Raw genomic sequence first — 25,249 nt, forward strand, 5'->3', positions numbered from 1 at the left:
TTTTTTGTTCTTTGTTGTTGTCTCGTTTTTTTCTCCTTTCTTTTCTTTTTAAACTATCCTCCCCCCCCCCCCCCCCCCCCCCCCCCCCCCCCCCCCCCCCCCCCCCCCCCCCCTCCCACCGTTGACCGAGTTCAGGCGCCGGGTCAAAGCACCCGAGGCAAGCGCTGATCAATCAACCGGTACAACCCGCTGGTTTCCGGCCAATTACGCATAAACCGCGCACGATCCTTGGCAAATGCTGGCGCAAAACTGCCGACCGAGGCGTGCTGACACATCGCATCCAGGTCGATCAGCGCCCAGCGGTCCCCAGCCCAAAACACGTTATGGCCCTTAAGGTCGCCATGGCTGATGCGCTCGCGAATCAGCTCGGCAAACAAGCGATCCAGCGCTACCAGCTCGTCTTCCGGCGCATCACCGTTCTCAACATACGGCGCAAAGCGCTCGATAATATCCGGCCCCGGCAAAAACTCGGTCACCAGATAAGCCCGACCCCGCAGCCAGAAAAAGCGTTGTTCCAACACCGCAAGCGGCTTGGGCGTCGCAATCCCCAGAAACGCCAGGCGATTACCTTCACGCCACGAATGCCAGGCACGGCTAGGCCGCCAGAAACGCTTGAACCAATGCGCAACGCCCTTGATGTTGTATCGCTTGATCACCAGCGCCCGACCGGCCACCTCGACCTTGCCGACACTCGCCGCGCCACCGGTTTTATACAGATGGCCCTGATCCAGCAACGCATCAGCCTGCTCCAGCACGGGCAGCATTGCGGGTTCTTCCTCACGGCGAATCGCACGCAATGCAAAGGCGCCGCGTACCACGCTGAACAGCGTGCACTCACGGCCGACCTTGTTCAAAAAGTCCTTCAAGCGCCAAGCGCTGACCTTGCGCACTTGCTGTTCCAGCGCTTGCAGCGGCAACGCGTGTTCGCCGTTGCTCAGCAGGTAATACACCAGCAGTTCTTCGGTAAACGGCTCGAGGTTCTTCGGTAACTGAGCAAAAAACACCCCGAGGTTTTCCAGTACACGGTTGCGCGACAGCGGCTTGCCCGCCACTTCAACACGAATGCCGGCACCGTCAATCAGGTACAGCGTGCCGTCCTGGCGCAGCAGGTTGTCGAGGTGCAGGTCTTCCTGCCACAGCCCTTTGGCGTGCATCTGGGCAATCGCCGCCAACGCCTCGGCGAGTACGGCGGTTTGTTCGTCGGCCAGCGGCGGCAACCCTTCGACCGCATTCCAGGCATCGGCCAGACTTTCAGCGCCCTCAATAAACTCAAACAGCAGCCAGCCGCCCTCGCCTTCCTGCAAGCCATCGGCAAGCAGCAGCGGCGTGGTCAGGCCCTGTTCCGCCAGCAGGCGCACGCCGTTGCGTTCGCGTTGAAAATGCCGTGCCGCTTTGCTGCCCACCAACAACTTGGCCAGCACCGGGCGACCGCGCCAGATGGCGGCGCCCACGTAGCGCTCGCCCGGCAACACGCGCAGCAGGCTGAGCAGTTGCAACTGCCCTGGGCCTGCGGCGTCCGCCAGTTCGACGGTCAGCGGCAAGCTGGGCGCGCGACCGGCGGTTTTCAGCTCGGACAAACGCATCAACGGCTCTCCTTGTGGCTGCGACGCGCGGTCAGGCGTTTGAGCCAGGCGTCGACCAGCGCGCTGTCCTCGGGTTGTTGCAGGTAGGCTGCCAGCAACTGGCGCACGTGCGCGTGTGTCCATTGCGGCGCACGGCGCAACAGTGGCTCCAGGTCCTTGACCCGATCACGCCAGCCGAACAACAGCGGGCGGGTTTTTTCCAGGTCAATCAACTGCGCGGCATAACCGTCACCGGCGGCCTGCAGGAAAATATGCTTGGGGTAAAAACAGCCATGCACTTGACCCACGCTGTGCAGCTGACGAGCCAGCTCGCCGCAAGCTTTAAGGATCGCGCGGTGCTGGGCGTCGCTCAGTTGCGACCAGCGCTCCAGCAGCGAATCCAGGTCGTTCCAACCGTCCAGCGCGCGGGTCAGCAACATCGCGCGGCGCTCGCCCTTAACCTTGCGCTCGCCGAAAAACGCGGCCTGCAATGCCGGAATACCAAGCTTTTGGTAGCGGCTGATGTTGCGAAACTCGCGGGCAAAACTCGGCTCGCCAAAGGGCGAGTGCAGCGTGCGCGTCAGGTAGTTGCTCTGGCGCTTGAGGTAGTAACCCTGGCCTTCAAGCACCAGGCGAAACACGCTGCTCCAGCCACCATCGCTGGTATTGGGCTCATCCACCGCGTCCAGTTGCCTGGCCCACAAGGCGTCGAAGGTTGCGAGGCCATGGCGCTCCAACAGAGCGCGGTCTTCGGCCGCCAGGAAATCACTCATTCGCGCCCCTCAAAAAACTTCACCACGTGGCGAATTCGCTGTTTATCCGACGCCGTCAGGTGCGAGCGTTGGCGGTATTGCAGGTAAAAGCGCAAGCGCTGGGTGGCCGTCAACTGATACTTGGCCACCTTGTCCAGGCAGGCCAGGTCCTTGGTGATCCGGTATTTGAGCCAGAAGCCGCGCCAAAAAGCACCGTTGGGGCAATCGATCAAATACAGCGTGCGCTGGTCGTCGACCAACAGGTTGCGCCACTTCAAGTCGTTATGCGTGAAGTGGTTCTCGTGCATGGTGCGCGTGTATTCAGCGAGCTGACGGCTGATCACATTGACCCACTGCGGGTCGTCCAATCGCGCATCGTCACGCTCGGCCAGCGCCGACAGGTCTTCGGTTTTGGGCAGCTCGCGGGTGATCATCGCGCCACGGTCGTAGGCCAGCCCTTTGCGCTCCAGGCCCCAGGCCACCACGTCGGCGGTGGGAATGCCCCATTTGGCGAAACGCTTGAGGTTCTGCCACTCGGACTTGACCCGCGGCTTGCCCAAGTAGCGGCGCAGGCCTTTGCCGGCACCGACGTAGCGTTTGACGTAGTAATTGACGCCCGCGCGCTCCACCCGAATCACTTCTGACAAGGGGTCGCGGGTCAGGCGCTCGCCTTGCAGCGCAAACACCGCATCAAGGCTGCCAAAGTCATCCGCCAGCGCGGCATACGCAGGTTCCAGGTTCCAACCCGCCATCAGATCGCATCCCCTAGCCGCTGTTTGCGCGCGTACAGCTTGTCGGCTTTACGCTGCATCAGGCTCAGCGACGCCGATTGCTCGGCGAGAATCTGGCGCAGTGGCTGGCGGAAATAACCTTTGAGAAAGCGCAACTTGTCACGCTGGGTCAGGCCGATGTCCAGCGCCGAGTAGTACAGCGCAGACAAGTCTTTGTCGCGCCAGCGCAGCGGCAGATGGGCACGCAATTGGGCGCGATGCAGGTCAATCACCGACAACTTGATGTCGCGCGCGTCGATCGGCTTGGCAGTGTCGAGCAGGAAGTGGCAAAGGTAGCAGTCGCGGTGGTTCACACCGCCACGGTGCATATCGCCGACCATGCGCGCCAGCTCAGCCGTCAGCGCCAGGCGCAAGGCCGGTGCAGGCGGCTGCGCGGCCCAATTGACGCTGAGGTCTTCGAGGCTGATGGTCGGCGCCAGTTCCTCGGTGATGATGAACGAATGCTGGTCGGCCGGGTTGTTGCCTTTTTCGCCAAAGGCCACGCCAGTCATGGTCGGCACGCCGAGTTCCTGCAAGCGGTGAATGGCATCCCATTCCAGGCCGGCACCGAGCACCGGCAACTTGGCGGTGATCAGGTTCTTGAGGATTTCCGCCCAACCGATGCCGCGGTGGATTTTGACGAAATACGCGCGGCCGTCGACTTCGGTGCGCAACGTGCGCCGCGCCGCCAGCTCGCGAAATACCTGGCCTTGCAGTTTTTCGACTTCGGCGAAGGCATCACGCCCGGCCCATAAGGTCTTGAACGGTTCGGCAAGAATCAACTTCATCGTTTTGGCTCCGCCAGAATCACATCCGCAGCGTGCTGCGGCATGCTGTAGAGGTCGGCCGTCTCGGCGAAGGCCAACCCATTGCGGCCCCAGGCCGCGCGCTGTGCAGTGTCGGTGAGCATGTTTGTCAGGTGCTGATTGAGCTGTGTTTGTTCAAACGGCTCATCCAGCACCAGGCCGCTGTCCGCTTCGGCGATGTAATGCGCGTAACCGCAAACGGCCGAAACCAGCACCGGCAAACCGGCCACCAGGGCTTCGAGCAACACGGTGCCGGTGTTTTCGTTGTACGCCGGGTGAATCAACAGGTCGGCGCCCAGCAGGAAACGCGGAATATCGCTGCGGCCCTTGAGGAACTGCACGTTATCGCCCAGCCCCAATGTGGCGCTTTGCAGTTGGAAGACCTTGGGGTCGTCCTGGCCAATCACAAACAGGCGCGTGCGTTTTTTAAGTTCTGCCGGTAACGCGGCCACGGCCTTGAGGCTGCGATCGACGCCCTTGGTCTTGAAGCCGGAGCCGATCTGCACCAGCAGCAGGTCGTCGTCAGCCAGGTTGAATTCCTTGCGAAACCCTTGCCGAATCGCGGCGGCATCCGGCGGCGCGCGACGGTCGTGGGCAATGCCCGGTGGCAGCAGGTGGAAGCGCTCCAGCGGGGTGTCGTAATGCTTGATAAACAGCGGTTGCTGCACTTCAGAGATCATCAAGACTTCGGTCTTGGCATCTTTGGCGAACACCGCACGCTCGTACTCGGCAAAGTGCTTGTAGCGGCCAAAGCTTTTGTAAAGCGAATGGCGCAGGTTCTGCGCCTTGTCTTCAAAACAGCCATCAGCGGCGTAGTAAACGTCCAGGCCAGGCATTTTGTTAAAGCCGATCAGGCGATCCACCGGGCGCTTGGCCAAGTCAGCGGCCATCCACGCACTGAGTTTCTCGTTGCGTCGGTGATTGAAGAACGCCTTGACCGGCGCCACCAGCACTTCGAAACCGGGCGGAATATCGCCTTCCCAAATCAGCGTGTAGACACGAATCGTGTGGCCGCGTTGCTGGCACTCCAGCGCGATGCGCATGAAGTCGCGCTGCAGGCCACCGAAGGGGAAGTATTTGTACAGAACAAAAGCCAGTTGCATCAGTGCAGCTCCTCAGCCAGTAACAACGTGCTCAGCCGGCTTGCCACACGCTCAGGGTTCAGGCGCGTGAAGCACAGGGGCGACTCGCGTTTGATGTCGAACCGACGCACATCGTCGGCTGTGGGTTGATAAGTACAGTGTTTTTGCAGGCACGGCGCGCAGGGGAAGTCGCTGGCCAAGTGAATCTGACCCTTGCCGTAGGCGCCGGTAAGGCCGGGGTTGGTGGGGCCGAACAGCGAAATGGTCGGCACATCCAGCGCGGCGGCCAAGTGCCCGAGGCCAGTGTCGACCGCCACGCAGGCACGCGCGCCGGCCAGCACACGCGCCATTCCAGCCAGGTTCAGCTTGGGCAGCACTTCGGCGTGCGGCAAGCCGTGGGCCAAGCGTTGCGCGCGGGCTTTTTCGTCGGCGTTGCCCCAAGGCAGCTTCACCTCCACGCCCAGGCGACCCATGCGCTCAGCCAACTCGCGCCAGTAGGCTTCGGGCCAGTGCTTGGTGTCCCACGTGGTGCCGTGCAGCAGCAGCACAAACGGTTTTTCAGGCGGCAGGCCCAGCAGTTTGTCGACGCTCAGGCCGTAATCGCCGAGGCCTTTGGGCAAGTCATAGCCCAGCGCAACCGCGAATAGCTGACGCAAACGCTCGACCGCATGCTGCCCACGCGCAACCGCCAGGCGCCGCGAGTAGAAGCGCGCGGCAATCGGCTCGCGGGCCGAATTTTTATCAAACCCCGCCACCGGCGCACGCACATAGCGTGTCAGCCAGGCGCTTTTCAGCAGGCCTTGCGCGTCGATCACCAAGTCGTATTTGGTCGACTGGATAAGCTGCTTGAAGCGTCGCCATTCGCCGCTTTTGAAGGTCTGCCAGAGGTTTTTGCGCCAGCGGCGAATCGCCACCGGAATCACCTTGTCTACCGCCGGGTGCCAGGTGGGAATTTCGGCAAAGCCTTCTTCCACCACCCAATCAAAGCGAATACCGGGGATCGCGCGCGCCGCGTCGGTGAGTGCAGGCAGGGCGTGAATCACATCGCCCAGGGATGAGGTTTTGACGACCAGTACGCGCAAACTAACGGACCTCGACCACGGAGCCCTGCAACCGCTGCAAGGCGTCGCTGACCGGTTGCGGCAGCAACTGGCGCAGGCAATTGTAGTGGCCGAAACGGCACGTGCGGTCAAAACACGGGCTGCAATCGAGGCCCAGGCGCACCACTTCAACCTTGTCGGCCAAGGGTGGCGTAAAGCCTGGCGAGGTCGAGCCGTACACCGCCACCAGCGGGCGATTCAACGCCGCCGCCACGTGCATCAGGCCGGAGTCGTTGGACACCACCGAGTCGGCGCAGGACAACAAGTCGATGGCCTCGGCCAGCGAGGTGTCGCCACTGAGGTTCACCGCCTCTTCGCGCAGCCCGGGAATCAGGCGCTGGCGGATGTCTTCACCCACCGAGTGATCGTTTTTCGAGCCGAACAACCAGACCTGCCAGCCTTCGCGGATCTTCATCTCGGCGACTTTGGCGTAATGCTCCGACGGCCAGCGCTTGGACTCGCCAAACTCCGCACCGGGGCACAGCGCCAGCACCGGCCGGTCGAGCACCAGGCCGAACTTGGCCAGCGCCGCGTCACGCGTTACCGGGTCGATTTGCAGGCTCGGCCGTGGGTACGGCGTCGGCAACTCGGCGCCCGGCTCGTAGGCCAGCGCCATGAAACGTTCGATCATCAGCGGGTAACGCGCCTTGTCGAGCGTGCGCACGTCGTTGAGCAACACGTAGCGAAACTCGCCGCGCCAGCCGGTGCGTTTGGGGATACCGGCAAAAAACGGCACCAACGCCGACTTGAGCGAGTTGGGCAGCAGAATAGCCTGATCGTATTCGCCAGCCAGGGATTTGCCGATGCGACGACGGGTCGCCAGCTCAAGCGCGCCGTGGCCGAGCGGAAAGCTCAAGGCCTTGCGCACTTGCGGCATGCGCTCAAGGATCGGCCGGCTCCACTCGGGGGCGAGCACGTCGATTTGGCAGTCGGGATGACGCTGTTTCAGGCACTGGAACAGTGTCTGCGCCATCACCATGTCACCGACCCAACTGGGCCCAACAATCAAAATATTCATGTAGTTTCCACAAACGATGCGGGGAGGCTTACGCCTCCCCGCCTCGATAATTACTGCGGATCGCGCTTTTTGTGGGAGCTGGCTTGCCTGCGATAGCATCGCCTCGGTATACCTGATACACCGAAGCGTCTGCATCGCGGGCAAGCCCGCTCCCACATAAAGCCGGTTTCCACATTAGATTGGCATCGCTCAATTCATCGGGTTTCAGCTTAAACCCAGTTCATTCCAGATTCGCATCACTTGACGCCGTTCGTCGGCGAACTGGTCCCCTGCAACCGTGCCGGCCTCGTTTTGCAAGGCCTGGCGGTGCGCGGCGGAACGGTACGCTTTATACACTTCGCGCAGCAGATGAGCATCGGCGGCGGGCATCAGCCCGACCTGCTCCAAACCTTCCAAAATGCGGATATTGTCGGTGTAGCGCAGCAACGATGGATGTTGCGCAGACCATGCCAAAGCCGCGTATTGCACCATAAATTCAATATCGACGATACCTCCGGCGTCCTGCTTGAGGTCGAACACGGCCGTGGCTGCGAAGGCATTCGCCGAGGTGCCCGCCGCTGTGCTCTTGGTGCCGAGGTTGTCGCGCATCTTGGCGCGCATCTCGCTGACCTCCTGGCGCAGCTTCGCCAAGTCGCGCGTGCGCCCAAGCACTTTGGCGCGCACCTGCTCGAACGCATGGCCCACATCCTGGCTGCCCACCAGCACCCGCGCACGGATCAGGGCCTGATGTTCCCAGGTCCAGGCTTCATTTTCTTGATAGCGGGCAAATGCACCCAGCGAACTCACCAACAGGCCCGAGGCGCCGGAAGGTCGCAGGCGCATGTCCACTTCATATAACTGGCCGGAGTTGGTCTGGGTGGTCAGCAGGTGAATGATGCGCTGGCCGAGGCGCGTGAAGAACTGCGCGCCGTCGATCGGCTTGGCGCCGTCGGTTTCGGCCTGCGGGTCACCGTCATGGATAAACACCAGGTCCAGGTCGGAACCATGCCCCAGTTCGATGCCGCCGACTTTGCCATACCCGACAATCACAAAACCCGGGTTGCACACAGTACCGTCCAGCCGTTGCGGCGAGCCGTGGCGGGCCACCGTCTGGCGCCAGGCCAGGGCCAGCACTTGTTCGAGGATGGCCTCGGCGAGCCAGGTCAGGTAGTCGCTGACCTTCATCAGCGGCAGGCTGCCAGCGATTTCCGACGCAGCGACGCGCAGGCGGTGGGCCAGTTTGAAGTGGCGCAGCGCTTCCATTTGCTGCTCAAGGTCATCCTCGGGGATGCGCGTCAGGCGTTCGCGCAGCTCGGCGGCAAGTTCCGGCGCCAACGGCGGCTTGAACAGGCGGCCTTCGTTGAGCAGTTCATCAAGCAACAGCGGGAAACGCGTGATCTGCTCAGCGATCCATGGGCTGGCGGCGCACAAGGTCAGCAAGCGGCGCAGGGCATCGGGGTTTTCGGTAAGCAGCACCAAGTAGGCGGAACGGCGGGCCACGGCTTCGACCAGTGGCAGTACGCGCTCCAACACCAGATCCGGGTTGGCGTGCTCGACGGCCTGGGCCAGCAGGCGCGGAATAAACGCATCCAGCCGCTCGCGACCCAAGCGCTGCATGGCGCGCAATTGCGGGCTACCGCGCAGGCCGGCCAGGGCTTTGAGCGCTTTGGCGGCATCGCTGAAGCCCCCTTCGGCCAATTGGCGGCAGGCAGCGTCTTCGTCTTGCGACTCTTCCCACAGCGGCAACCATTCACCGCCGACAACCATTTCGCTTTCTTCGCCCTCTTCTTCATCAGGGTCTGCGATCACCTGACGGAAGTGCCAGTCCACCCGGCCGCGCCAGTACATCAGCCGCTCGTGGAAGGCGGCCCAGTCGGCGAAACCCAGCATAAACGCGATACGCGCCTGGTCTTCGGGGCCATCCGGGAGCATTTGCGTCTGCCGGTCGGCAATCGCCTGGATCGCGTGTTCGGTGTAACGCAAAAATTCATAGCCATTGCGCAACTCGGCGATCACCGCCGGCGGCAAATACCCTTGGCCTTCGAGCATGCCCAGCACCTTGAGCAGAGGCCGCTGTTGCAGGCTGAGGTCGCGCCCGCCGTGAATCAGCTGGAACGCCTGGGCGATAAATTCCACTTCACGAATGCCGCCCGAGCCCAACTTGATGTTCTCGGCCATGCCTTTGCGCCGCACTTCTTGCTGAATCAACTGCTTCATGGTGCGCAGCGCTTCGATGGCGGAAAAGTCCAGGTAACGGCGATACACAAACGGGCGCAGCATGTCGAGCAGTTGCGCGCCCGCCACTTGGTCGCCCGCCACAACCCGCGCCTTGATCATCGCGTAGCGTTCCCAGTCACGGCCCTGGTCCTGGTAATACTGCTCCAGCGCGTTAAAGCTCAGCACCAGCGCACCCGCCGAACCATACGGGCGCAGGCGCATGTCAACGCGGAACACGAACCCGTCGACGGTCATCGGGTCGAGCGCCTTGATCAATTTTTGACCAAGGCGGATGAAAAATTCCTGGTTGTCCAGCGCGCGCTTCACGCCCACCGTGTCGCCGCCCTCGGGGTAGGCGAAGATCAGGTCAATATCCGATGACAGGTTCAGCTCCACCGCGCCGAGCTTGCCCATGCCGAGGATGACCATGTGCTGCGCTTCACCGCTGCGCCGACCGGTGGGCGTGCCGAATTGCGCGCAATGGCGTTGGTACAGCCATTGATAAGCCTGGTCGATGCTGGCATCGGCCATGTCGGAGAGGTCGCGGCAGGTTTGCACCAGGTCGGCCTGGCGCGTCAGGTCGCGCCAGATAATGCGCACCTGTTGGCGCGTGCGCTGGCGACGCAGCACGCGGCCCAACTCATCTTCTGTTTCAGCTTGTTGCACGGCGCCAGCGATCTGCCCACACAGCTCGCCGGGCGCGAAGCCACGGTCCAGCTCGCCCCAGGCCACCAGTTCAAGCAACATCACAGGGTCACGCAGGCTCTGTTCAATCACAAAATCACTGGCGGCGCACACACGCGCAAAATCGGCCCAGCGTTGCGGCGTCCACGCAGAAAGGCCATGATCGTCGTCCAGCGCGGCCACCGCTTCCCGTAATGACTGCTCGGCTCGCGTCGCGAAAGGCACTAAAATGGCCGGTAATTCGGCCAGTGTTGGAAGGCTCATGGTCTATCCTTGATCGGCGCGTAAATGGCTTGTGGCGGTGAGCGCAAGACCCTCGCGCGGTGATGGACTGTCGAACAAAGGTTATAAATAGCTGAAATTAAATTAATCTTGGCAGGCAACATCAAACTTTCACCTTTTCTTGTTCGCAAAAGATCAACAATAACGATTATGCTCACCAGCCAGACCGAGCCATACGCTCAGTCTTGTGTAGTTTTACTACTCGTATATACATTCGAAAGGCTGAAATGGCCGACGATTTGTAGTAAAACTACAGGACGCCGAAGCAACCTTCGGCCATCCAAGAATTTATGTCGTCTGCCCACAAGGCCAGTCGCAAACTCAGGCAGCCGATTCTGGTAGCCTTTCCGCCCTGGAGCAAGCCATGCAAGACCTCGATCCCGTCGAAACCCAGGAATGGCTGGACGCCCTGGAATCGGTTCTCGACAAAGAAGGCGAAGACCGTGCTCACTACCTGATGACCCGTATGGGCGAACTCGCGACCCGCAGCGGCTCGCAACTGCCTTACGCCATCACTACGCCATACCGCAACACCATCCCCGTTACCCACGAAGCACGCATGCCTGGCGACCTGTTCATGGAACGCCGCATTCGCTCGCTGGTACGTTGGAACGCCATGGCGATGGTAATGCGCACGAACTTGAAAGATTCGGACCTGGGCGGTCACATCTCCAGCTTCGCTTCCAGCGCAACCCTGTATGACATCGGCTTCAACTACTTCTTCCAGGCCCCGACCGAAGAACACGGCGGCGACCTCATCTACTTCCAGGGCCACACCTCGCCAGGCGTTTACGCCCGTGCGTTCATGGAAGGCCGCATCAGCGAAGACCAGATGAACAACTTCCGTCAGGAAGTCGACGGTGGCGGCCTGTCGTCCTACCCGCACCCTTGGCTGATGCCGGACTTCTGGCAGTTCCCGACTGTGTCGATGGGCCTTGGCCCGATCCAGGCGATCTACCAGGCACGTTTCATGAAGTACCTGGAAGCGCGTGGCTTCATCCCGGAAGGCAAGCAGAAGGTTTGGTGCTTCCTGGGTGACGGCGAGTGTGACGAGCCGGAATCGCTGGGCGCCATCTCCCTGGCCGGCCGCGAGAAGCTCGACAACCTGATCTTCGTCATCAACTGCAACCTGCAGCGCCTCGACGGCCCGGTTCGCGGCAACGGCAAGATCATCCAGGAACTCGAAGGCGTGTTCCGTGGTGCCCACTGGAACGTGACCAAAGTTATCTGGGGGCGTTTCTGGGACCCACTGCTGGCCAAAGACGTCGACGGTATCCTGCAACGTCGGATGGACGAAGTCATCGACGGCGAGTACCAGAACTACAAGGCCAAAGACGGTGCGTTCGTGCGTGAACACTTCTTCAACACGCCGGAACTCAAGGCGATGGTTGCAGACTTGTCCGACGACGAGATCTGGAAACTCAACCGTGGCGGCCACGACCCGTACAAGGTGTATGCGGCGTACCACCAAGCGGTCAACCACAAAGAACAACCGACCGTCATCCTGGCCAAAACCATCAAAGGTTATGGCACCGGTGCCGGCGAAGCGAAAAACACTGCGCACAACACCAAGAAAGTCGATGTCGACAGCCTGAAGTTGTTCCGTGATCGCTTCGACATCCCGGTCAAGGATGAAGAGCTGGAGAACCTGCCGTTCTTCAAGCCAGAGCCAAACAGCGCCGAAGCGCGTTACCTGAGCGAACGCCGCACCGCGCTGGGCGGTTTCGTGCCACAGCGCCGCGCTAAAAGCTTCAACATCCCGACGCCGCCACTCGATACCCTCAAGGCTATCCTGGACGGCTCGGGCGACCGTGAGATTTCCACCACCATGGCCTTCGTGCGCATCCTCGCGCAATTGGTCAAGGACAAGGAAATCGGCTCGCGTATCGTCCCGATCATCCCGGACGAAGCGCGTACCTTCGGTATGGAAGGCATGTTCCGTCAGTTGGGCATCTACTCCTCCGTCGGCCAGCTCTACGAGCCAGTCGATAAAGACCAGGTGATGTTCTACAAGGAAGACAAGAAGGGCCAGATCCTCGAAGAAGGCATCAACGAAGCGGGCGCCATGAGCTCCTTCATCGCTGCCGGTACTTCGTACTCCAGCCACAACCAGCCGATGCTGCCGTTCTACATCTTCTACTCGATGTTCGGTTTCCAGCGTATCGGTGACCTGGCGTGGGCAGCGGGCGACAGCCGTACCCGTGGCTTCCTGATCGGCGGCACCGCCGGCCGTACCACGCTGAACGGCGAAGGCCTGCAACACGAAGACGGTCACAGCCACATCCTGGCTGCGACTATCCCGAACTGCCGCACCTTTGATCCAACCTACGGCTACGAGCTGGCGGTGATCATTCAGGACGGCATGAAGAAGATGACCGAAGAGCAACAGGACATTTTCTATTACATCACCGTGATGAACGAGTCTTACCAGCAGCCAGCCATGCCGGCCGGTGTTGAAGAAGGCATCATCAAGGGCATGTACCTGCTCGAAGAAGACACCAAGGAAGCGGCGCACCACGTACAACTGATGGGCTCCGGCACCATCCTGCGTGAAGTGCGTGAAGCGGCGAAGATCCTGCGTGACGAGTTCAACGTCGGCGCTGACGTATGGAGCGTTACCAGCTTCAACGAACTGCGTCGCGATGGCCTGGCCGTAGAGCGCAACAACCGCCTGCACCCTGGCCAGAAGCCTGCACTGAGCTACGTCGAAGAATGCCTGAACGGCCGTAAAGGTCCGGTTATCGCGTCCACCGACTACATGAAGCTGTTTGCTGAACAAATTCGCCAGTGGGTCCCGTCCAAGGAATTCAAAGTCCTGGGCACCGACGGTTTCGGCCGCAGTGACAGCCGCAAGAAGCTGCGTCACTTCTTCGAAGTCGACCGTCACTTCGTGGTGTTGGCAGCCCTGGAAGCCTTGGCTGACCGTGGTGAGATCGAACCCAAGGTGGTGGCTGACGCCATCGTCAAGTTCGGGATCAACCCGGAAAAACGCAACCCACTGGACTGCTGAGGAGATTTTTTGTGAGCGAACTCATTCGCGTACCTGACATCGGCAGCGGTGAAGGTGAAGTAATCGAGCTGTTTGTGAAGGTCGGCGACACCGTCGAAGCCGACCAGAGCATCCTGACCCTGGAATCGGACAAGGCGAGCATGGAAATCCCTGCTCCCAAGGCCGGCGTGGTCAAGAGCCTTAAAGTCAAGCTGGGCGACCGCCTGAAAGAAGGCGACGAACTGCTTGAGCTGGAAATCGAAGGCGCCGCTGATGCGGCCCCTGCGGCAGCGCCTGCCGGCGCTGCAGCGCCAGCAGAAAAACCTGCTGAAAAGCCTGCCGAGGCCCCAGCGGCCGAGGCGGCCGCTCCGGCTGCCGCCGCCGCCAGCGTTCAGGACATTCATGTTCCGGACATCGGCTCGTCGGGCAAGGCCAAGATCATTGAGCTGCTGGTCAAAGTCGGCGACACCGTCGAAGCCGACCAATCGCTGATCACCCTGGAGTCCGACAAGGCCTCCATGGAAATCCCGTCGCCGGCTGCCGGCGTTGTGGAAAGCATCGCGGTCAAGCTGGAAGACGAAGTCGGCACTGGCGACTTCATCCTCAAGCTCAAAGTACAAGGCGCTGCGCCTGCTGCGGCACCCGCTGCGGCCGCTGCTGCGCCGGCGGCCAAAGCTGAAGCTGCACCGGCACCGGCACCGGCACCGGCACCTGCCGCCGCTGCGGCACCGGCTGCAAAAGCTGAGGCTGCACCGGCCCCGGCGGCTGCCGCACCTGCGCCAAGCGGCGCCAAGGTTCACGCTGGCCCTGCCGTACGCCAACTGGCGCGTGAGTTCGGGGTTGAGCTGAACGCTGTGTCGGCCACTGGCCCTCACGGTCGTGTGCTGAAGGAAGACGTGCAGGTTTACGTCAAATCCATGATGCAGAAGGCCAAGGAAGCTCCGGCTGCCGGCGCTGCCACCGGTGGTTCGGGCATTCCGCCGATCCCGGTGGTGGACTTCAGCCGCTTCGGCGAAACCGAAGAAGTGCCGATGACCCGCCTGATGCAAATCGGCGCGTCGAGCCTGCACCGCAGCTGGCTGAACATCCCGCACGTGACTCAGTTCGACCAGGCCGACATTACCGACCTGGAAGCTTTCCGCGTTGCGCAGAAAGGCGTGGCCGAAAAGGCCGGTGTGAAACTGACCGTGTTGCCACTGCTGCTCAAGGCCTGTGCGCACCTGCTCAAGGAGCTGCCGGACTTCAACAGCTCGCTGGCGCCAAGCGGCAAAGCGATCATCCGCAAGAAATACGTGAACGTAGGTTTCGCAGTCGATACGCCGGATGGCCTGCTGGTGCCGGTGATCAAGAACGTCGACCAAAAAAGCCTGCTGCAACTGGCTGCCGAAGCGGCTGCGCTGGCTGCCAAGGCCCGCGACAAGAAGCTCACCGCCGACGACATGCAAGGCGCGTGCTTCACCATCTCCAGCCTCGGGCACATTGGCGGCACTGGCTTTACGCCAATCGTCAACGCGCCGGAAGTGGCGATCCTGGGTGTTTCCAAGGCCACTATCCAGCCTGTGTGGGACGGTAAAGCGTTCCAGCCGAAGCTGATGCTGCCGCTGTCGTTGTCTTACGATCACCGCGTGATCAACGGCGCCGCTGCGGCTCGCTTTACGCAGCGTCTGAGCCAACTGTTGAACGATATCCGCACTATCCTGCTGTAATCAGCCAGCGGCCTCCCCCGCAATGGGGAGGCTTGGCTGCACCGATTTTCGAGCGCCACGCTCGTACCTCAACCCCGTCAATTGGCGGGGCTTTTTTTGCCCCGAATTAATCTCACAAGCCGAACTCGCCCCTATCAAACTAGAAATAACCTATTGTTTTTGCTATTAAAATTTATCCAGGTTGGGGCTTTGGTTTTGAGTGCATATCCGTTTTGAGGTTAGGGCCTATATCGGCTCCTCTCTTACAGCGAGTCACTTTTGAAAGGCCCGAAAGCCGGCCCAATCCCCAAGCCGAACTCGGCCAAACTGTGGGAGGGGGCTTGCTCCCGATGGCGGTGGGTCAGTCAATTCATGTATCAACTGTAAAACTGCTATCGGGAGCAAGCCCCCTCCCACAGAAAGCAAAAAAAGCAGACCTACTGTGATGCAAAACTGCCTTTGATCTGCTTCAACCACTCAGGTCGGCTTTCAGGCCGCCGTGCTCTCGCTTTTGATCTGAGAAGCGCCCCGTTAACCACGATGGCCGCCCGAGCCACTTTGCTGCGCGACAGCGCCACATCAAAGATGCAGTGAAGCCCTCCCACAGAAAGCCAAATCCGATACGATTTTGCACCTGCGTCAATACGCCACCCATCACCTCAATTGCAGAAACTGCCCTCACGGCCGATAACAACCATATAGCACTTAGCCTTCATCCTCTCTTGTCAGTCCGTGCTGCATGATGCAACCTTGCCGCAGGCGACAGTAAAGAGGGCGTGAGCCCGGCGCCGTGCGCATTTTCCCAAGCGAGTTTCCCCCATGAAAAGCCAGCCCGATGTCGCCCGAATGGCGGCCGAGGTAGTGACGCAGTTACCGGTGCCCTCGCGCCTCGGTATGCTGCGTTTCGAGCGGCTTAATGAGGCAAGCTGGGCGCTGCTGTACCTCGACCCCAATTGCGAGCGCCAATTTGGCCTGTCCGCAGTTGAACTGTGCGCCCTGGTCGGTACGCCCTACGCCAGCCTGATGGAGCCCCAAGCGCGCTATCAGTTGCACGACACCATCCAGCAACAACTGACCCAGAGCCCGCATTACCTGGTGCGCTACACCCTGCACACCAGCGACGGCCCGTTGAGCCTGCTGGAAATGGGCGAGGCCTACAAACAACACAACCGTCACCTGCTGCGCGGCTACCTGATGGTTGTCGACGGGCTGTTCAGTGAAATCCCCGCAGCGGCCCCTACGGCCGACCTCGAAAACCAGAACAGCCGCTTGCAGATCGCTTTGGAACTCAACCAGCGCGCGCAACTGGAACAGTTGCAGCACCTGGAGCGCGTGCGTGCCCAACAGGAGCTGATTCTGCTGCTGGCGCGCCAGCGCTACACCACGCCGAACTCGCTGCAGGAAGCCGCAGAGCTGATCACCCGCAGCGCCTGCGACATCTACCAGATTGATTGCGCGAGCATCTGGAACCTCGAAGGCGAGCGCCTGGTGCCGATCTCGGCGTACCACCGCACCGACCAACAGCACCAGTTGCCTGAAGCGATCGACGCGAGCAGTTTCCCGGACTACCTGGAAGCCCTGCATTCGAGCCGCGCAATTGACGCCACCCACGCGATGCGCGATCCGCGCACCCGGGAAATGGCCGAAAGCCTGCGCGCCAAGGATGTACACGCGATGCTTGACGCGAGCATCCGCGTCGATGGTCAGGTCATCGGCGTGTTGTGCCTGGAACAAAGCGGCAGACCACGCGCGTGGCAGGCCGACGAAATCGCCTTTGCCGGTGAGCTGGCGGACCAGTTCGCGCAAGTCATCAACAACCACAACCGACGCACCGCCACCAGCGCTCTGCACTTGTTCCAGCGCGCCGTGGAACAAAGCGCGAATGCCTTTCTGTTGGTCAATTGCGACGGTGTGGTGGAATACGTCAACCCCAGTTTTACTGCGATCACCCAGTACAGCGCCGAGGAAGTCCATGGCCACCGCCTGGCGCAACTGCCGGCCCTGGAAAACCTCAGCGAGTTGCTTTTCGACGCGCCCTCCGCCCTGGCCAAAAGCAATAGTTGGCAGGGTGAATTCAAGAGCCGGCGTAAAAACCTCGAACCCTACTGGGGCCAGTTGTCGATTTCCAAGGTGTATGGCGACAACCGTGAGTTGACCCATTACATCGGCATCTACGAAGACATCACCCAGACCAAGCTGGCCCAGCAACGCATCGAGCGCCTGGCCTACACCGACAACCTGACTAACCTTGGCAACCGCCCGGCGTTTATCCGCAACCTCGATGAACGTTTTGCGCGCGACAGCGACCGCCCGATCAGCCTGCTGTTGGTCGACATCGACAACTTCAAGCGAATCAACGACAGCCTTGGCCACCAGACCGGCGACAAGCTGTTGATCAGCCTGGCCCGACGCCTGCGCAACAGTTTGAGTGCGAGTGGCAGCCTGGCGCGCTTTGCGAGTAATGAATTCGCGGTGTTGCTGGACGATACCGACCTGGAGAGCGGCCAACACGTCGCCAGCGAGCTACTGGCAACCCTCGACAAGCCGATGTTCGTCGACAACCAATTGATCAGCGTCACCGGCTCTGTGGGCCTGGCCTGCGCGCCGTTGCATGGCCGCGACCCGCAAACCCTGATGCGTAACGCAGGTTTGGCGCTGCACAAAGCCAAAGCCAACGGCAAACATCAGGTGCAGGTGTTTACCGAAGCGCTGAACGCCGAGGCCAGCTACAAGCTGTTCGTGGAGAACAACCTGCGCCGGGCGCTGACCCAGAACGAGCTGGACGTGTTCTACCAGCCCAAGCTGTGCCTGCGCAGCGGTCGCTTGCTGGGCATGGAAGCGCTGTTACGCTGGAACCACCCGGAAAAGGGCATGATCCGCCCCGACCAATTTATCAGCGTGGCCGAAGAGACCGGGCTGATCATTCCCATCGGCAAATGGATCGCCCGCCAGGCCTGCCGCATGAGCAAGCAGTTGAGCGCCGGCGGCCTGGGCAACTTGCAGGTGGCGATCAACCTGTCGCCCAAACAGTTCTCCGACCCTGACCTGGTGGCCTCGATCGCCACCATCCTCAAGGAAGAGCAGCTACCGGCCAACCTGCTGGAACTGGAGCTGACCGAAGGCCTGTTGCTGGAAGCCACGGAAGACACGCGCCTGCAGCTTGACCAACTGAAGAGCTTTGGCCTGACCCTGGCCATGGACGACTTCGGCACCGGCTACTCGTCGCTGAGCTACTTGAAAAAATTCCCCATCGACATCATTAAGATTGATCGCAGCTTTATCCACGAAATCCCGGATAACCAGGACGACATGGAAATTACCTCGGCAGTGATTGCCATGGCGCATAATCTCAAGCTTAAAGTGGTGGCCGAAGGTGTGGAAACCGCCGAGCAGTTGGCGTTCCTGCGGCGGCATCGCTGCGACGTCGGCCAGGGCTACCTGTTCGACCGGCCGATCCCCGGTTCCGAGCTGCTTGAGAAGCTTAAACGCTACCCTCGCGGGCCAATCGCCTGACAGCGCTGTAACACTGGGGCACACTAGTGCCCGACTTCTTACATTACTCAATCTGACTGAGAGGACTGATCATGGTCTTGCGCTCGGAAATTCTGGTGAACAAAAACGTGTTGCCTACTCAAGAACAAGCTTTGCCTGGCCGTGAAACCCCAATGACGCTGCCGGAAACGCATTTCGTCAACGGCAACCCGCTGCTGGGCCCGTTTCTCGACGACGTCGGGTTTGCGATTTTCGGCCTCGGGTGTTTCTGGGGTGCAGAGCGCAAATTCTGGGAGCGCGACGGCGTGGTCAGCACCGTGGTCGGCTACGCCGGCGGTTTTACCCCGAACCCGACGTACGAAGAAGTGTGCTCGGGCCTGACCGGCCACAGCGAAGTGGTGCTGGTGGTGTATGACCAGGCCAAAGTGAAATACGAAGACTTGTTGAAGATGTTCTGGGAACTGCACAACCCGACTCAGGGCATGCGCCAGGGCAACGACATCGGCACCCAATACCGTTCTGTGATCTACGCCACCACGCCTGAGCAACTGGCGGCGGCGCAGGCCAGCGCCGAGACTTACCAAGCCCAATTGAGCAAGGCCGGCTTGGGCGAGATCACCACGGAAATCGCCGAGGCGCCTACGGTGTTCTTCGCCGAGGCCTACCACCAGCAATACCTGGCGAAAAATCCGCAGGGGTACTGCGGGATTGGCGGCACAGGCGTGACCTGCCCGATCTGAACATCGGAGGTTTAAGCGGCAAGCTACAAGCTACAAGCAGCACGTGTTGCGCCGGGCTTTTAGCTTGCCGCTTGTCGCTTAAAACTTGCCGCTGCTTCTATTCCGCGATGAGCCAATCCATCTGCCACCCGCCTTGGGTCTGGCCAAGTTTTTTGGACAGCCATGGCAGCAACTCACGCAACTCCTCCTCCAAACCCCACGGCGGGTTGGCAATCGCCAGGCCCGAACCGGTCAGGGTGTTGGGCGTGTCCAATGGATGCACCAGCAATTCCACGCGCAGTAACTTCGGTGCACCGGTGCCGGCCAGGTCCTGGTAGAAACGGCGCAGCAGGCGCTGGTCTTTCACCGGGTACCAGATAGCCGCCACGGTCTGGCGCATACGGCTGACGGCTTCCTTGAGCGACGCCGCGCAACGCTGCATCTCGTCGAGCTTTTCAAACGGTGGATCAATCAGCATCAATGCGCGCTTTTCCGGCACCGGCAGCAAGGCACGCGGCACGTGCCAGCCCTCGCCCAAGTGCACTTTGACGCGACGGTCGCCCTTCATATTGTCCTTGAGCAGCACACCGTCTTCCGGGTGTTTTTCATTGAGCAATACACGGTCCTGCGGCCGCGTGAGGCGGCGCGCCAGTTCCGGCGAACCGGGGTAGTAGCGCAACTGGCCATCCGGGTTCATCTCATGCAGCACGCGCAGGTAGTCGGCGGTCAGCGGCGGCAGGTCGTTCTCGCCCCAGAGGCGCGCGATGCCTTCGAGGTATTCACCGGTGAGGTTCGCCTGATCACCCTGCAGGTCATACAGACCAATGCCTGCGTGAGTGTCGAGGTAGGCGAACGGCTGCTCCTTGCGCGACATCAGGGCGATGAGGCGGGTCAAAGTCAGGTGTTTGAAGACATCGGCATGGTTGCCGGCGTGAAAGGCGTGACGATAATTCATGGTTGCTCCTGCGCAGGGGGCGAAGTTTACCTTCTACCGGAGCAAAGGTGCAGGGCTGCGTGTCGGGCAATGCTGATGGCCGCGGGTGCCGAGCTCAACTCAACTCGCCGGCCAGGTAGTCGGCCAGTGCGGCAGGGCGGGTATCCGCGCCGCGTGCGAAGTAGCCGACCTTATGCCGCAAGGTCGTCGCCGCGAAGGCCGTGTAAAGGTCAGGGCGCTGTTCTTCGAGCCATTGCAGCAGGTTGCCGACCAGCACCTGCGGGGATCGCTCGGCCATAGGCGCTAATAACGCGGTAGGCACCCGCCACCACGGGCTGGCTTTGGCAGCGGTTACCGGGCCAGTCGCAACCGTCAGCGGCTGGCCATTGATCAAATACCGCTGGAACACCGGCAACACCCTGCCCGCCTCATCACCCAACGTTTGCAACATCGGCAGCCACTGAGCGCCATCCCAAAAACGCAAAAACACCGCTTGGTCATCGGGCATATACACCTTGGTCAACCCCTGCAGGTGCGCAATCACCGCTGCCTGCGGGCTGGAGGCGACTGCAAGCCAGCCCCAATCCGTCGACTCGGTGGTGGCTATCCAGTCGAGAAAAGCACTGCCGGGCTCGATGACGCCGACGTAGGGCATTACTTCATTCCACGCGGCATAGGGCGTGCCTGCCCAGATTGGCTGCGGCGGCGTTCCAGCGGCCATGGCTTGCCAAACGGCCAACGGCTGGGCATCGCTGGCACTGCTCAGCAGCACAAACATCTGCTCATTGGGCTGCAACGGGTAGCGTGCGAGCCAGGCGCCGGGAAACAAGGTGGACTGCATCGGGACAAATTCCTTTTAGGTTGGATTGGCAGACGTGCCGCTGACATCGCACTGCCCGTTCTTGCAGCGCTCACACTCTTCGCAGAACGGCGCAGCGCGCTTCAGGCTGGCCACTTGCACCCGGCTTAACGGTGCGGGAATGACCGCCAACAGTTTTTCTTTCACACCCGGCATCAACGGCGCTGCGGCGGGCGCTGGCGCACCGCCCAGTTGGATGGGCACGCTGCTGAAGATTCCACCCGCCGACAGCGTGATCGACTGCCCACCGGCCTGAATCGTTACGGTCGCGCCCGCATCAATCACGACGCTTTGCCCTGCACCGATCTGAATCGTGCGACCGGCGCGCATCTGTTGCGAGCCGCCGACCACCAAGTGATCATCCTGCTTGAGTTCTGTGAGGCGGTTGCCGTGGGTGATGCGCTGTTCTTCGCCTTGCAGCTCATGGTGCGACTCGCCGCCCACCGTCACCCGGCGCAGGTTATCCACCTGCACCTGCTGGTCATGCAACACGTGCTGGGTCCAATCGCGCTGGGCACGCAGGTAGATTTCTTCGGCACCCTTGCGGTCTTCAATCCGCAGTTCGTTGTAGCCACCACCACCCGGGCTGCTGTGACTGCGCAAAATGCTGCGGGTCTTGTCCGCCGGCAGATCCAGCGGCAAGGGTGTCGCCGCGTTGGGCAGGCAGCCCATCACGAGCGGCATGTCGAGGTCGCCATTGACGAATCCCACCAGCACTTCCATGCCGACTCGCGGAATCAGTACCGAACCGTAGCGGTCATGAGCCCAGGCACTGGCGACGCGTAACCAGCAACTGGAGTGCTCGTTATGTTCACCTGCGCGGTCCCAAGCCATTTGCACTTTGACTCGGCCGTATTCGTCGCAGTGTATTTCGCTGTCGGCAGGCCCGGTCACCACCGCGTTTTGATAGCCCGCAAGGGTTGGGCGCGACTGTTCGGGCAAGGGTGGGCGAAAGATCACATCCCACGGCGCGGCGACAAATTTATTGCGATAACCCTGGCTAAACTCGCCGCCTGCAGCCTCGGTTACAGCCTCCTCAAGCACTTGCGGCTGCTTGCCTTCGTGAGTGAGGTGCGCCACCAACCACAGGTCGTTCCATTCTGCGCGAGGATGCCCGGTCAACGTGAGGAATCGGCCACAGACCAACGCAGGCTCATCCCCCGCGCCTTGAGCCAGTCGATAGTCGCTGCGATGCCGCTCCAGCCGACGCTGAGCGAGGAACTTGCCATGCACGCGGTCAGAAAAATGGCCCGGCGAATGTTGTTCTTGCAGCGCTGGAAGCTGCTCGCCAGCGACTTCACTCTCGAGCACCAGGCGCGGCTTACGGAAATCGTAATCGCGCAAACTCACCGCCGTGGGGCGGGTGTCCAATTGCACGCTAAAACGCTTGATCGCCGGCGTGTCGGCCACCATCCCGGAGCCCGGGGTATAAGGCGTGGCTTGGTCGGGCTGGGCAAACACCGTTTGGTCATCGCCAAATACCAGCAAGTGCCCCTCGGTCGAATGCTGAAAGTGATAGTGAATGCCCTGCTCGGCGCACAGCCTGTGAATGAAGGCCAAATCGGTTTCCGCAAACTGCACGCAGTACTCGCGCTGCTCATAATTACCGCTCAAGCGAAATTCGAACCGGTCGCTCTGGATACCCTGCCCCACCAACACGCGCGCAACAATTTGCGGCACCGTCTGATGTTGAAAAATACGTTGATGACTGCTGTGCCGCAGATACGCCAGATGCGGCACAAGGCTGATCTGATAGCGCGTAAGACGTCGCCCGGAATCACCTTGTGCCACTCGGTCAACCAAACCATGAACACCATGGCCCTGATCATCGAAACCCAGGTACACCTGGCGATGCAGCAAGTTTTCAAGGTCGATATCGGGCTGTTCGCAGACCAACTCAAGGTCAAAACAGTAAGGCTGGCTGATGGCTTCGGTGCCAGTAAACTCAAATACCCTGAGTTCACTGGGTTGCCCATCAAGGGTCAGGGTAAAAGCACTTCGATTGGCAGGAGCGAACATCCGGTGTTTCTCTGCGAGGCTGGGCGGCCGATTCTGCACCCGCTGCCTGCCGATCTGGGCGCACAGCTGGCAAATCAGTAAAGTCCCACATCTTGATGGCCGAATTCTTGTTTCAGCCGAGTCGAGCGGCAGTCGTGCGCGTGCTAGCGTTAAGGCTCCTCTACTCGCCTCGCCGTCTGATGTGGCAATCCCATCAGTGGAATGGCCAGGAAACCGCATTCAAGTTCTACATGGCGACTCTGGGCGTGCTGATTTTTTAATCAGCCGGATACCGACTGAACAGGCCACAAAAAAAGGCCCGCCATCCGTAGGACGCGGGCCTTTTTTGCTCAGCGGGCACTCGGTGCCCGGCGAATTACTTGTTGAGGTTGTAGTCTTTTTCCGCCGCATCAAAGCGCTCGACCATACCCGCAGTCGGTGCGCCCAGCTTGCTCACGAAGAAGATCGCCAGGCTGGCGAAGATGAAGCCCGGGATGATTTCGTACAAGCCGAGCAGTTCGAAGTGTTTCCACACGATCACAGTGATGGCGCCGATCAGGATACCGGCCAGTGCGCCGTCGCGCGTCATGCCTTTCCAGATCACCGAGATCAACACCACAGGACCAAACGCGGCACCGAAACCGGCCCAGGCGTAGCTGACCAGGCCGAGCACGCGGTTGTCCGGGTTGGCGGCCATGGCGATGGCGATCAGCGCGACCAGCAACACCATCAGGCGGCCAACCCAGACCAGCTCAAGCTGCGAGGCGTTTTTGCGCAGGAAGCTCTTGTAAAAGTCTTCGGTCAGGGCGCTGGAGCACACCAGCAATTGGCAGCTCAGGGTGCTCATCACGGCAGCCAGGATGGCTGACAACAACACACCCGCGATCCAGGGATTGAACAGCAGCTTGGCCAGTTCAATGAACACACGCTCGTGGTTCTCGTTCACAGGCCCTGCGACTTCCGGGTGCGCGGAGAAATAAGCGATACCGAAGAACCCCACGGCCACCGTGCCAGCCAGGCACAGGATCATCCAGGTCATGGAAATGCGCCGAGCCTTGGCAATCGACTTCACCGAATCGGCGGCCATGAAGCGCGCCAGAATATGCGGCTGGCCGAAGTAACCCAGGCCCCAGCCCATCAGCGAGATGATGCCGATGAAGCTGGTGTTTTTCAGCATGTTGAAGTTGTCGGGGTTCTTCGCCTCGATGGCCAGGAAGGCAGTGTCGATGCCACCGGTGGCCAGCAGCACAATGATCGGCGTCAGAATCAGCGCGAAAATCATCAGCGTGGCTTGTACGGTGTCGGTCCAGCTGACCGCCAGGAAACCGCCCACAAAGGTGTAGGCAATCGTCGCTGCCGCGCCGGCCCACAGCGCAGTCTCGTAGGACATGCCGAACGTGCTTTCAAACAGACGCGCGCCGGCGACGATGCCGGACGCACAATAAATAGTGAAGAACACCAGAATCACCACCGCAGAGATGATCCGCAGCAGCCCGCTTTTGTCTTCGAAACGGCTGGAGAAGTAATCCGGCAGCGTCAGGGCGTCGCCGTTGTGTTCGGTCTGTACACGCAGACGGCCGGCCACGAACAACCAGTTCAGGTAGGCACCGACGATCAGGCCGATGGCGATCCAGCTTTCCGACAGGCCAGACATGTAGATCGCGCCGGGCAGGCCCATCAACAACCAGCCGCTCATGTCCGAGGCACCGGCCGACAAGGCGGTGACTACGCTGCCGAGGCTGCGACCGCCGAGGATGTAATCAGAAAGGTTGTTGGTGGAGCGATAGGCCATGAAGCCGATCAGCACCATTGCTGCGATGTAGATCACAAACGTGATCAGGGTGGGATTACTAACGCTCATAAGAGTGACGCCCTGGCTTTGTTTTTATGTAGCAGCGGTCTACCCGACGGCCACCCATTGTTAACCGGGTAGACGAAGCGGCGTGCCGTGCATTTATGACTGGCGTTTCCCCAGGAAAGCCGCCAGCCGATGAACCGAACTGCTCAAGCGGTTGCACCTTTGCCGCGAATGCTATTCAACAAAGCAAATAAGGTGCAACCAGTTTCTTGAGAATAAGTTGCACCTAAGTGTGTTTTGTACCAAACGACGCATTTTTGCTCCTTTTCGGAGCAAGAACAACCACGCTCAGAAGCAAACGCACCAAAGGGCGGCGGATTTTATCCAAGGCCGGAATTTTTCCTGTTTACCGTCGAAAATTTCATGAATAAAAAGGGTTGCACCCAGTTGCACCTCTGCATGCGCAAAGCTAATCTTGCCGCCAGCAGATGCCACTCGGTAGTGGCACCCATGAGGATAAAAA

16 protein-coding genes and 1 pseudogene are annotated in these 25,249 nt (G+C 60.6%); 5 read left to right on the forward strand and 12 right to left on the reverse strand.

Annotated elements, in window-relative coordinates; genetic code table 11:
• Nucleotides 1-143: 143 nt before the first annotated feature.
• From ACOZK9_RS16885 to glnE, 8 genes are all read right to left on the reverse strand, one after another.
• A complete protein-coding gene (locus tag ACOZK9_RS16885) occupies nucleotides 144-1,583 on the reverse strand; it encodes a lipopolysaccharide kinase InaA family protein (protein WP_421556232.1) in 1,440 nt (479 codons plus the stop codon).
• Complete coding sequence (locus ACOZK9_RS16890) at nucleotides 1,583-2,335, reverse strand: lipopolysaccharide kinase InaA family protein (protein WP_058415419.1); 753 nt, start codon at nucleotides 2,333-2,335, stop codon at nucleotides 1,583-1,585. Before ACOZK9_RS16890 ends, ACOZK9_RS16885 begins: the two co-directional genes overlap by 1 nt.
• Nucleotides 2,332-3,066 carry a lipopolysaccharide kinase InaA family protein gene (locus ACOZK9_RS16895; RefSeq protein WP_058415420.1) on the reverse strand — a complete coding sequence of 245 codons (735 nt, stop codon included), beginning with the start codon at nucleotides 3,064-3,066 and terminating at the stop codon, nucleotides 2,332-2,334. Before ACOZK9_RS16895 ends, ACOZK9_RS16890 begins: the two co-directional genes overlap by 4 nt.
• Nucleotides 3,066-3,872, reverse strand: coding sequence for a lipopolysaccharide core heptose(I) kinase RfaP (gene rfaP, locus ACOZK9_RS16900; protein WP_058415421.1), 807 nt, complete (start codon nucleotides 3,870-3,872; stop codon nucleotides 3,066-3,068). Before rfaP ends, ACOZK9_RS16895 begins: the two co-directional genes overlap by 1 nt.
• On the reverse strand, nucleotides 3,869-4,993 hold the full coding sequence (locus ACOZK9_RS16905; RefSeq protein WP_421556233.1) for a glycosyltransferase family 4 protein: 1,125 nt from the start codon (nucleotides 4,991-4,993) through the stop codon (nucleotides 3,869-3,871). Before ACOZK9_RS16905 ends, rfaP begins: the two co-directional genes overlap by 4 nt.
• Nucleotides 4,993-6,054: a lipopolysaccharide heptosyltransferase I gene (gene waaC / locus ACOZK9_RS16910; protein ID WP_058415423.1), complete on the reverse strand. Its 1,062-nt coding sequence runs from the start codon at nucleotides 6,052-6,054 to the stop codon at nucleotides 4,993-4,995. Before waaC ends, ACOZK9_RS16905 begins: the two co-directional genes overlap by 1 nt.
• Nucleotide 6,055: 1 nt before the next feature.
• On the reverse strand, nucleotides 6,056-7,090 hold the full coding sequence (gene waaF, locus ACOZK9_RS16915) for a lipopolysaccharide heptosyltransferase II (protein ID WP_058415424.1): 1,035 nt from the start codon (nucleotides 7,088-7,090) through the stop codon (nucleotides 6,056-6,058).
• 204 nt (nucleotides 7,091-7,294) lie between these two features.
• A complete protein-coding gene (gene glnE / locus ACOZK9_RS16920; RefSeq protein WP_421556234.1) occupies nucleotides 7,295-10,234 on the reverse strand; it encodes a bifunctional [glutamate--ammonia ligase]-adenylyl-L-tyrosine phosphorylase/[glutamate--ammonia-ligase] adenylyltransferase in 2,940 nt (979 codons plus the stop codon).
• A gap of 382 nt (nucleotides 10,235-10,616) precedes the next feature.
• On the opposite strand from glnE, the gene aceE reads away from it, so the two are divergent.
• From aceE to msrA, 4 genes are all read left to right on the forward strand, one after another.
• Nucleotides 10,617-13,262 (forward strand): pyruvate dehydrogenase (acetyl-transferring), homodimeric type, encoded by a 2,646-nt coding sequence (aceE, locus tag ACOZK9_RS16925; protein ID WP_058415426.1) that lies wholly within the window; start codon nucleotides 10,617-10,619, stop codon nucleotides 13,260-13,262.
• An 11-nt stretch (nucleotides 13,263-13,273) separates the two neighbouring features.
• Complete coding sequence (gene aceF / locus ACOZK9_RS16930) at nucleotides 13,274-14,947, forward strand: dihydrolipoyllysine-residue acetyltransferase (protein ID WP_421556235.1); 1,674 nt, start codon at nucleotides 13,274-13,276, stop codon at nucleotides 14,945-14,947.
• 798 nt (nucleotides 14,948-15,745) lie between these two features.
• Nucleotides 15,746-18,439: a putative bifunctional diguanylate cyclase/phosphodiesterase gene (locus tag ACOZK9_RS16935; RefSeq protein WP_058415600.1), complete on the forward strand. Its 2,694-nt coding sequence runs from the start codon at nucleotides 15,746-15,748 to the stop codon at nucleotides 18,437-18,439.
• A 71-nt stretch (nucleotides 18,440-18,510) separates the two neighbouring features.
• On the forward strand, nucleotides 18,511-19,158 hold the full coding sequence (msrA, locus tag ACOZK9_RS16940) for a peptide-methionine (S)-S-oxide reductase MsrA (protein ID WP_058415601.1): 648 nt from the start codon (nucleotides 18,511-18,513) through the stop codon (nucleotides 19,156-19,158).
• Nucleotides 19,159-19,255: 97 nt separating this feature from the next.
• Here the strand turns inward: msrA and ACOZK9_RS16945 are convergent, their stop codons facing one another.
• The 3 genes from ACOZK9_RS16945 to ACOZK9_RS16955 all read right to left on the reverse strand — a co-directional run bounded on the left by ACOZK9_RS16945 (nucleotide 19,256) and on the right by ACOZK9_RS16955 (nucleotide 22,949).
• Nucleotides 19,256-20,092: a 23S rRNA (adenine(2030)-N(6))-methyltransferase RlmJ gene (locus ACOZK9_RS16945; RefSeq protein WP_421556236.1), complete on the reverse strand. Its 837-nt coding sequence runs from the start codon at nucleotides 20,090-20,092 to the stop codon at nucleotides 19,256-19,258.
• Between the two features lie 94 nt (nucleotides 20,093-20,186).
• The gene (locus tag ACOZK9_RS16950; RefSeq protein ID WP_421556237.1) at nucleotides 20,187-20,912 is read right to left on the reverse strand and encodes a DUF4123 domain-containing protein; all 726 of its coding nucleotides are present in this window, start codon (nucleotides 20,910-20,912) and stop codon (nucleotides 20,187-20,189) included.
• 15 nt (nucleotides 20,913-20,927) lie between these two features.
• Nucleotides 20,928-22,949 (reverse strand): type VI secretion system Vgr family protein, encoded by a 2,022-nt coding sequence (locus tag ACOZK9_RS16955; protein ID WP_421556238.1) that lies wholly within the window; start codon nucleotides 22,947-22,949, stop codon nucleotides 20,928-20,930.
• Nucleotides 22,950-23,125: 176 nt separating this feature from the next.
• On the opposite strand from ACOZK9_RS16955, the pseudogene ACOZK9_RS16960 reads away from it, so the two are divergent.
• A pseudogene (locus ACOZK9_RS16960) lies at nucleotides 23,126-23,228 on the forward strand (DUF2165 family protein); the annotation flags it as partial.
• 76 nt (nucleotides 23,229-23,304) lie between these two features.
• On the opposite strand, the gene putP reads toward ACOZK9_RS16960, so the two are convergent.
• Entirely contained in the window at nucleotides 23,305-24,789 is a 1,485-nt protein-coding gene (putP, locus tag ACOZK9_RS16965; protein WP_152748712.1) for a sodium/proline symporter PutP, read from the reverse strand.
• Between the last annotated feature and the right edge of the window lie 460 nt (nucleotides 24,790-25,249).

It is taken from the genome of Pseudomonas kitaguniensis (assembly GCF_049199985.1).
GTDB classification, from domain to species: Bacteria; Pseudomonadota; Gammaproteobacteria; order Pseudomonadales; family Pseudomonadaceae; genus Aquipseudomonas; species Aquipseudomonas kitaguniensis.

Coding starts and splice junctions, on each gene's coding strand:
- msrA (WP_058415601.1), top strand. CDS start 18,511: ATGGTCTTGCGCTCGGAAATTCTGGTGAACAAAAACGTGTTGCCTACT.
- ACOZK9_RS16935 (WP_058415600.1), top strand. CDS start 15,746: ATGAAAAGCCAGCCCGATGTCGCCCGAATGGCGGCCGAGGTAGTGACG.
- ACOZK9_RS16895 (WP_058415420.1), bottom strand. CDS start 3,066: ATGGCGGGTTGGAACCTGGAACCTGCGTATGCCGCGCTGGCGGATGAC.
- waaF (WP_058415424.1), bottom strand. CDS start 7,090: ATGAATATTTTGATTGTTGGGCCCAGTTGGGTCGGTGACATGGTGATG.
- ACOZK9_RS16955 (WP_421556238.1), bottom strand. CDS start 22,949: ATGTTCGCTCCTGCCAATCGAAGTGCTTTTACCCTGACCCTTGATGGG.
- ACOZK9_RS16945 (WP_421556236.1), bottom strand. CDS start 20,092: ATGAATTATCGTCACGCCTTTCACGCCGGCAACCATGCCGATGTCTTC.
- ACOZK9_RS16885 (WP_421556232.1), bottom strand. CDS start 1,583: ATGCGTTTGTCCGAGCTGAAAACCGCCGGTCGCGCGCCCAGCTTGCCG.
- aceE (WP_058415426.1), top strand. CDS start 10,617: ATGCAAGACCTCGATCCCGTCGAAACCCAGGAATGGCTGGACGCCCTG.
- rfaP (WP_058415421.1), bottom strand. CDS start 3,872: ATGAAGTTGATTCTTGCCGAACCGTTCAAGACCTTATGGGCCGGGCGT.
- ACOZK9_RS16905 (WP_421556233.1), bottom strand. CDS start 4,993: ATGCAACTGGCTTTTGTTCTGTACAAATACTTCCCCTTCGGTGGCCTG.
- putP (WP_152748712.1), bottom strand. CDS start 24,789: ATGAGCGTTAGTAATCCCACCCTGATCACGTTTGTGATCTACATCGCA.
- glnE (WP_421556234.1), bottom strand. CDS start 10,234: ATGAGCCTTCCAACACTGGCCGAATTACCGGCCATTTTAGTGCCTTTC.
- ACOZK9_RS16950 (WP_421556237.1), bottom strand. CDS start 20,912: ATGCAGTCCACCTTGTTTCCCGGCGCCTGGCTCGCACGCTACCCGTTG.
- ACOZK9_RS16890 (WP_058415419.1), bottom strand. CDS start 2,335: ATGAGTGATTTCCTGGCGGCCGAAGACCGCGCTCTGTTGGAGCGCCAT.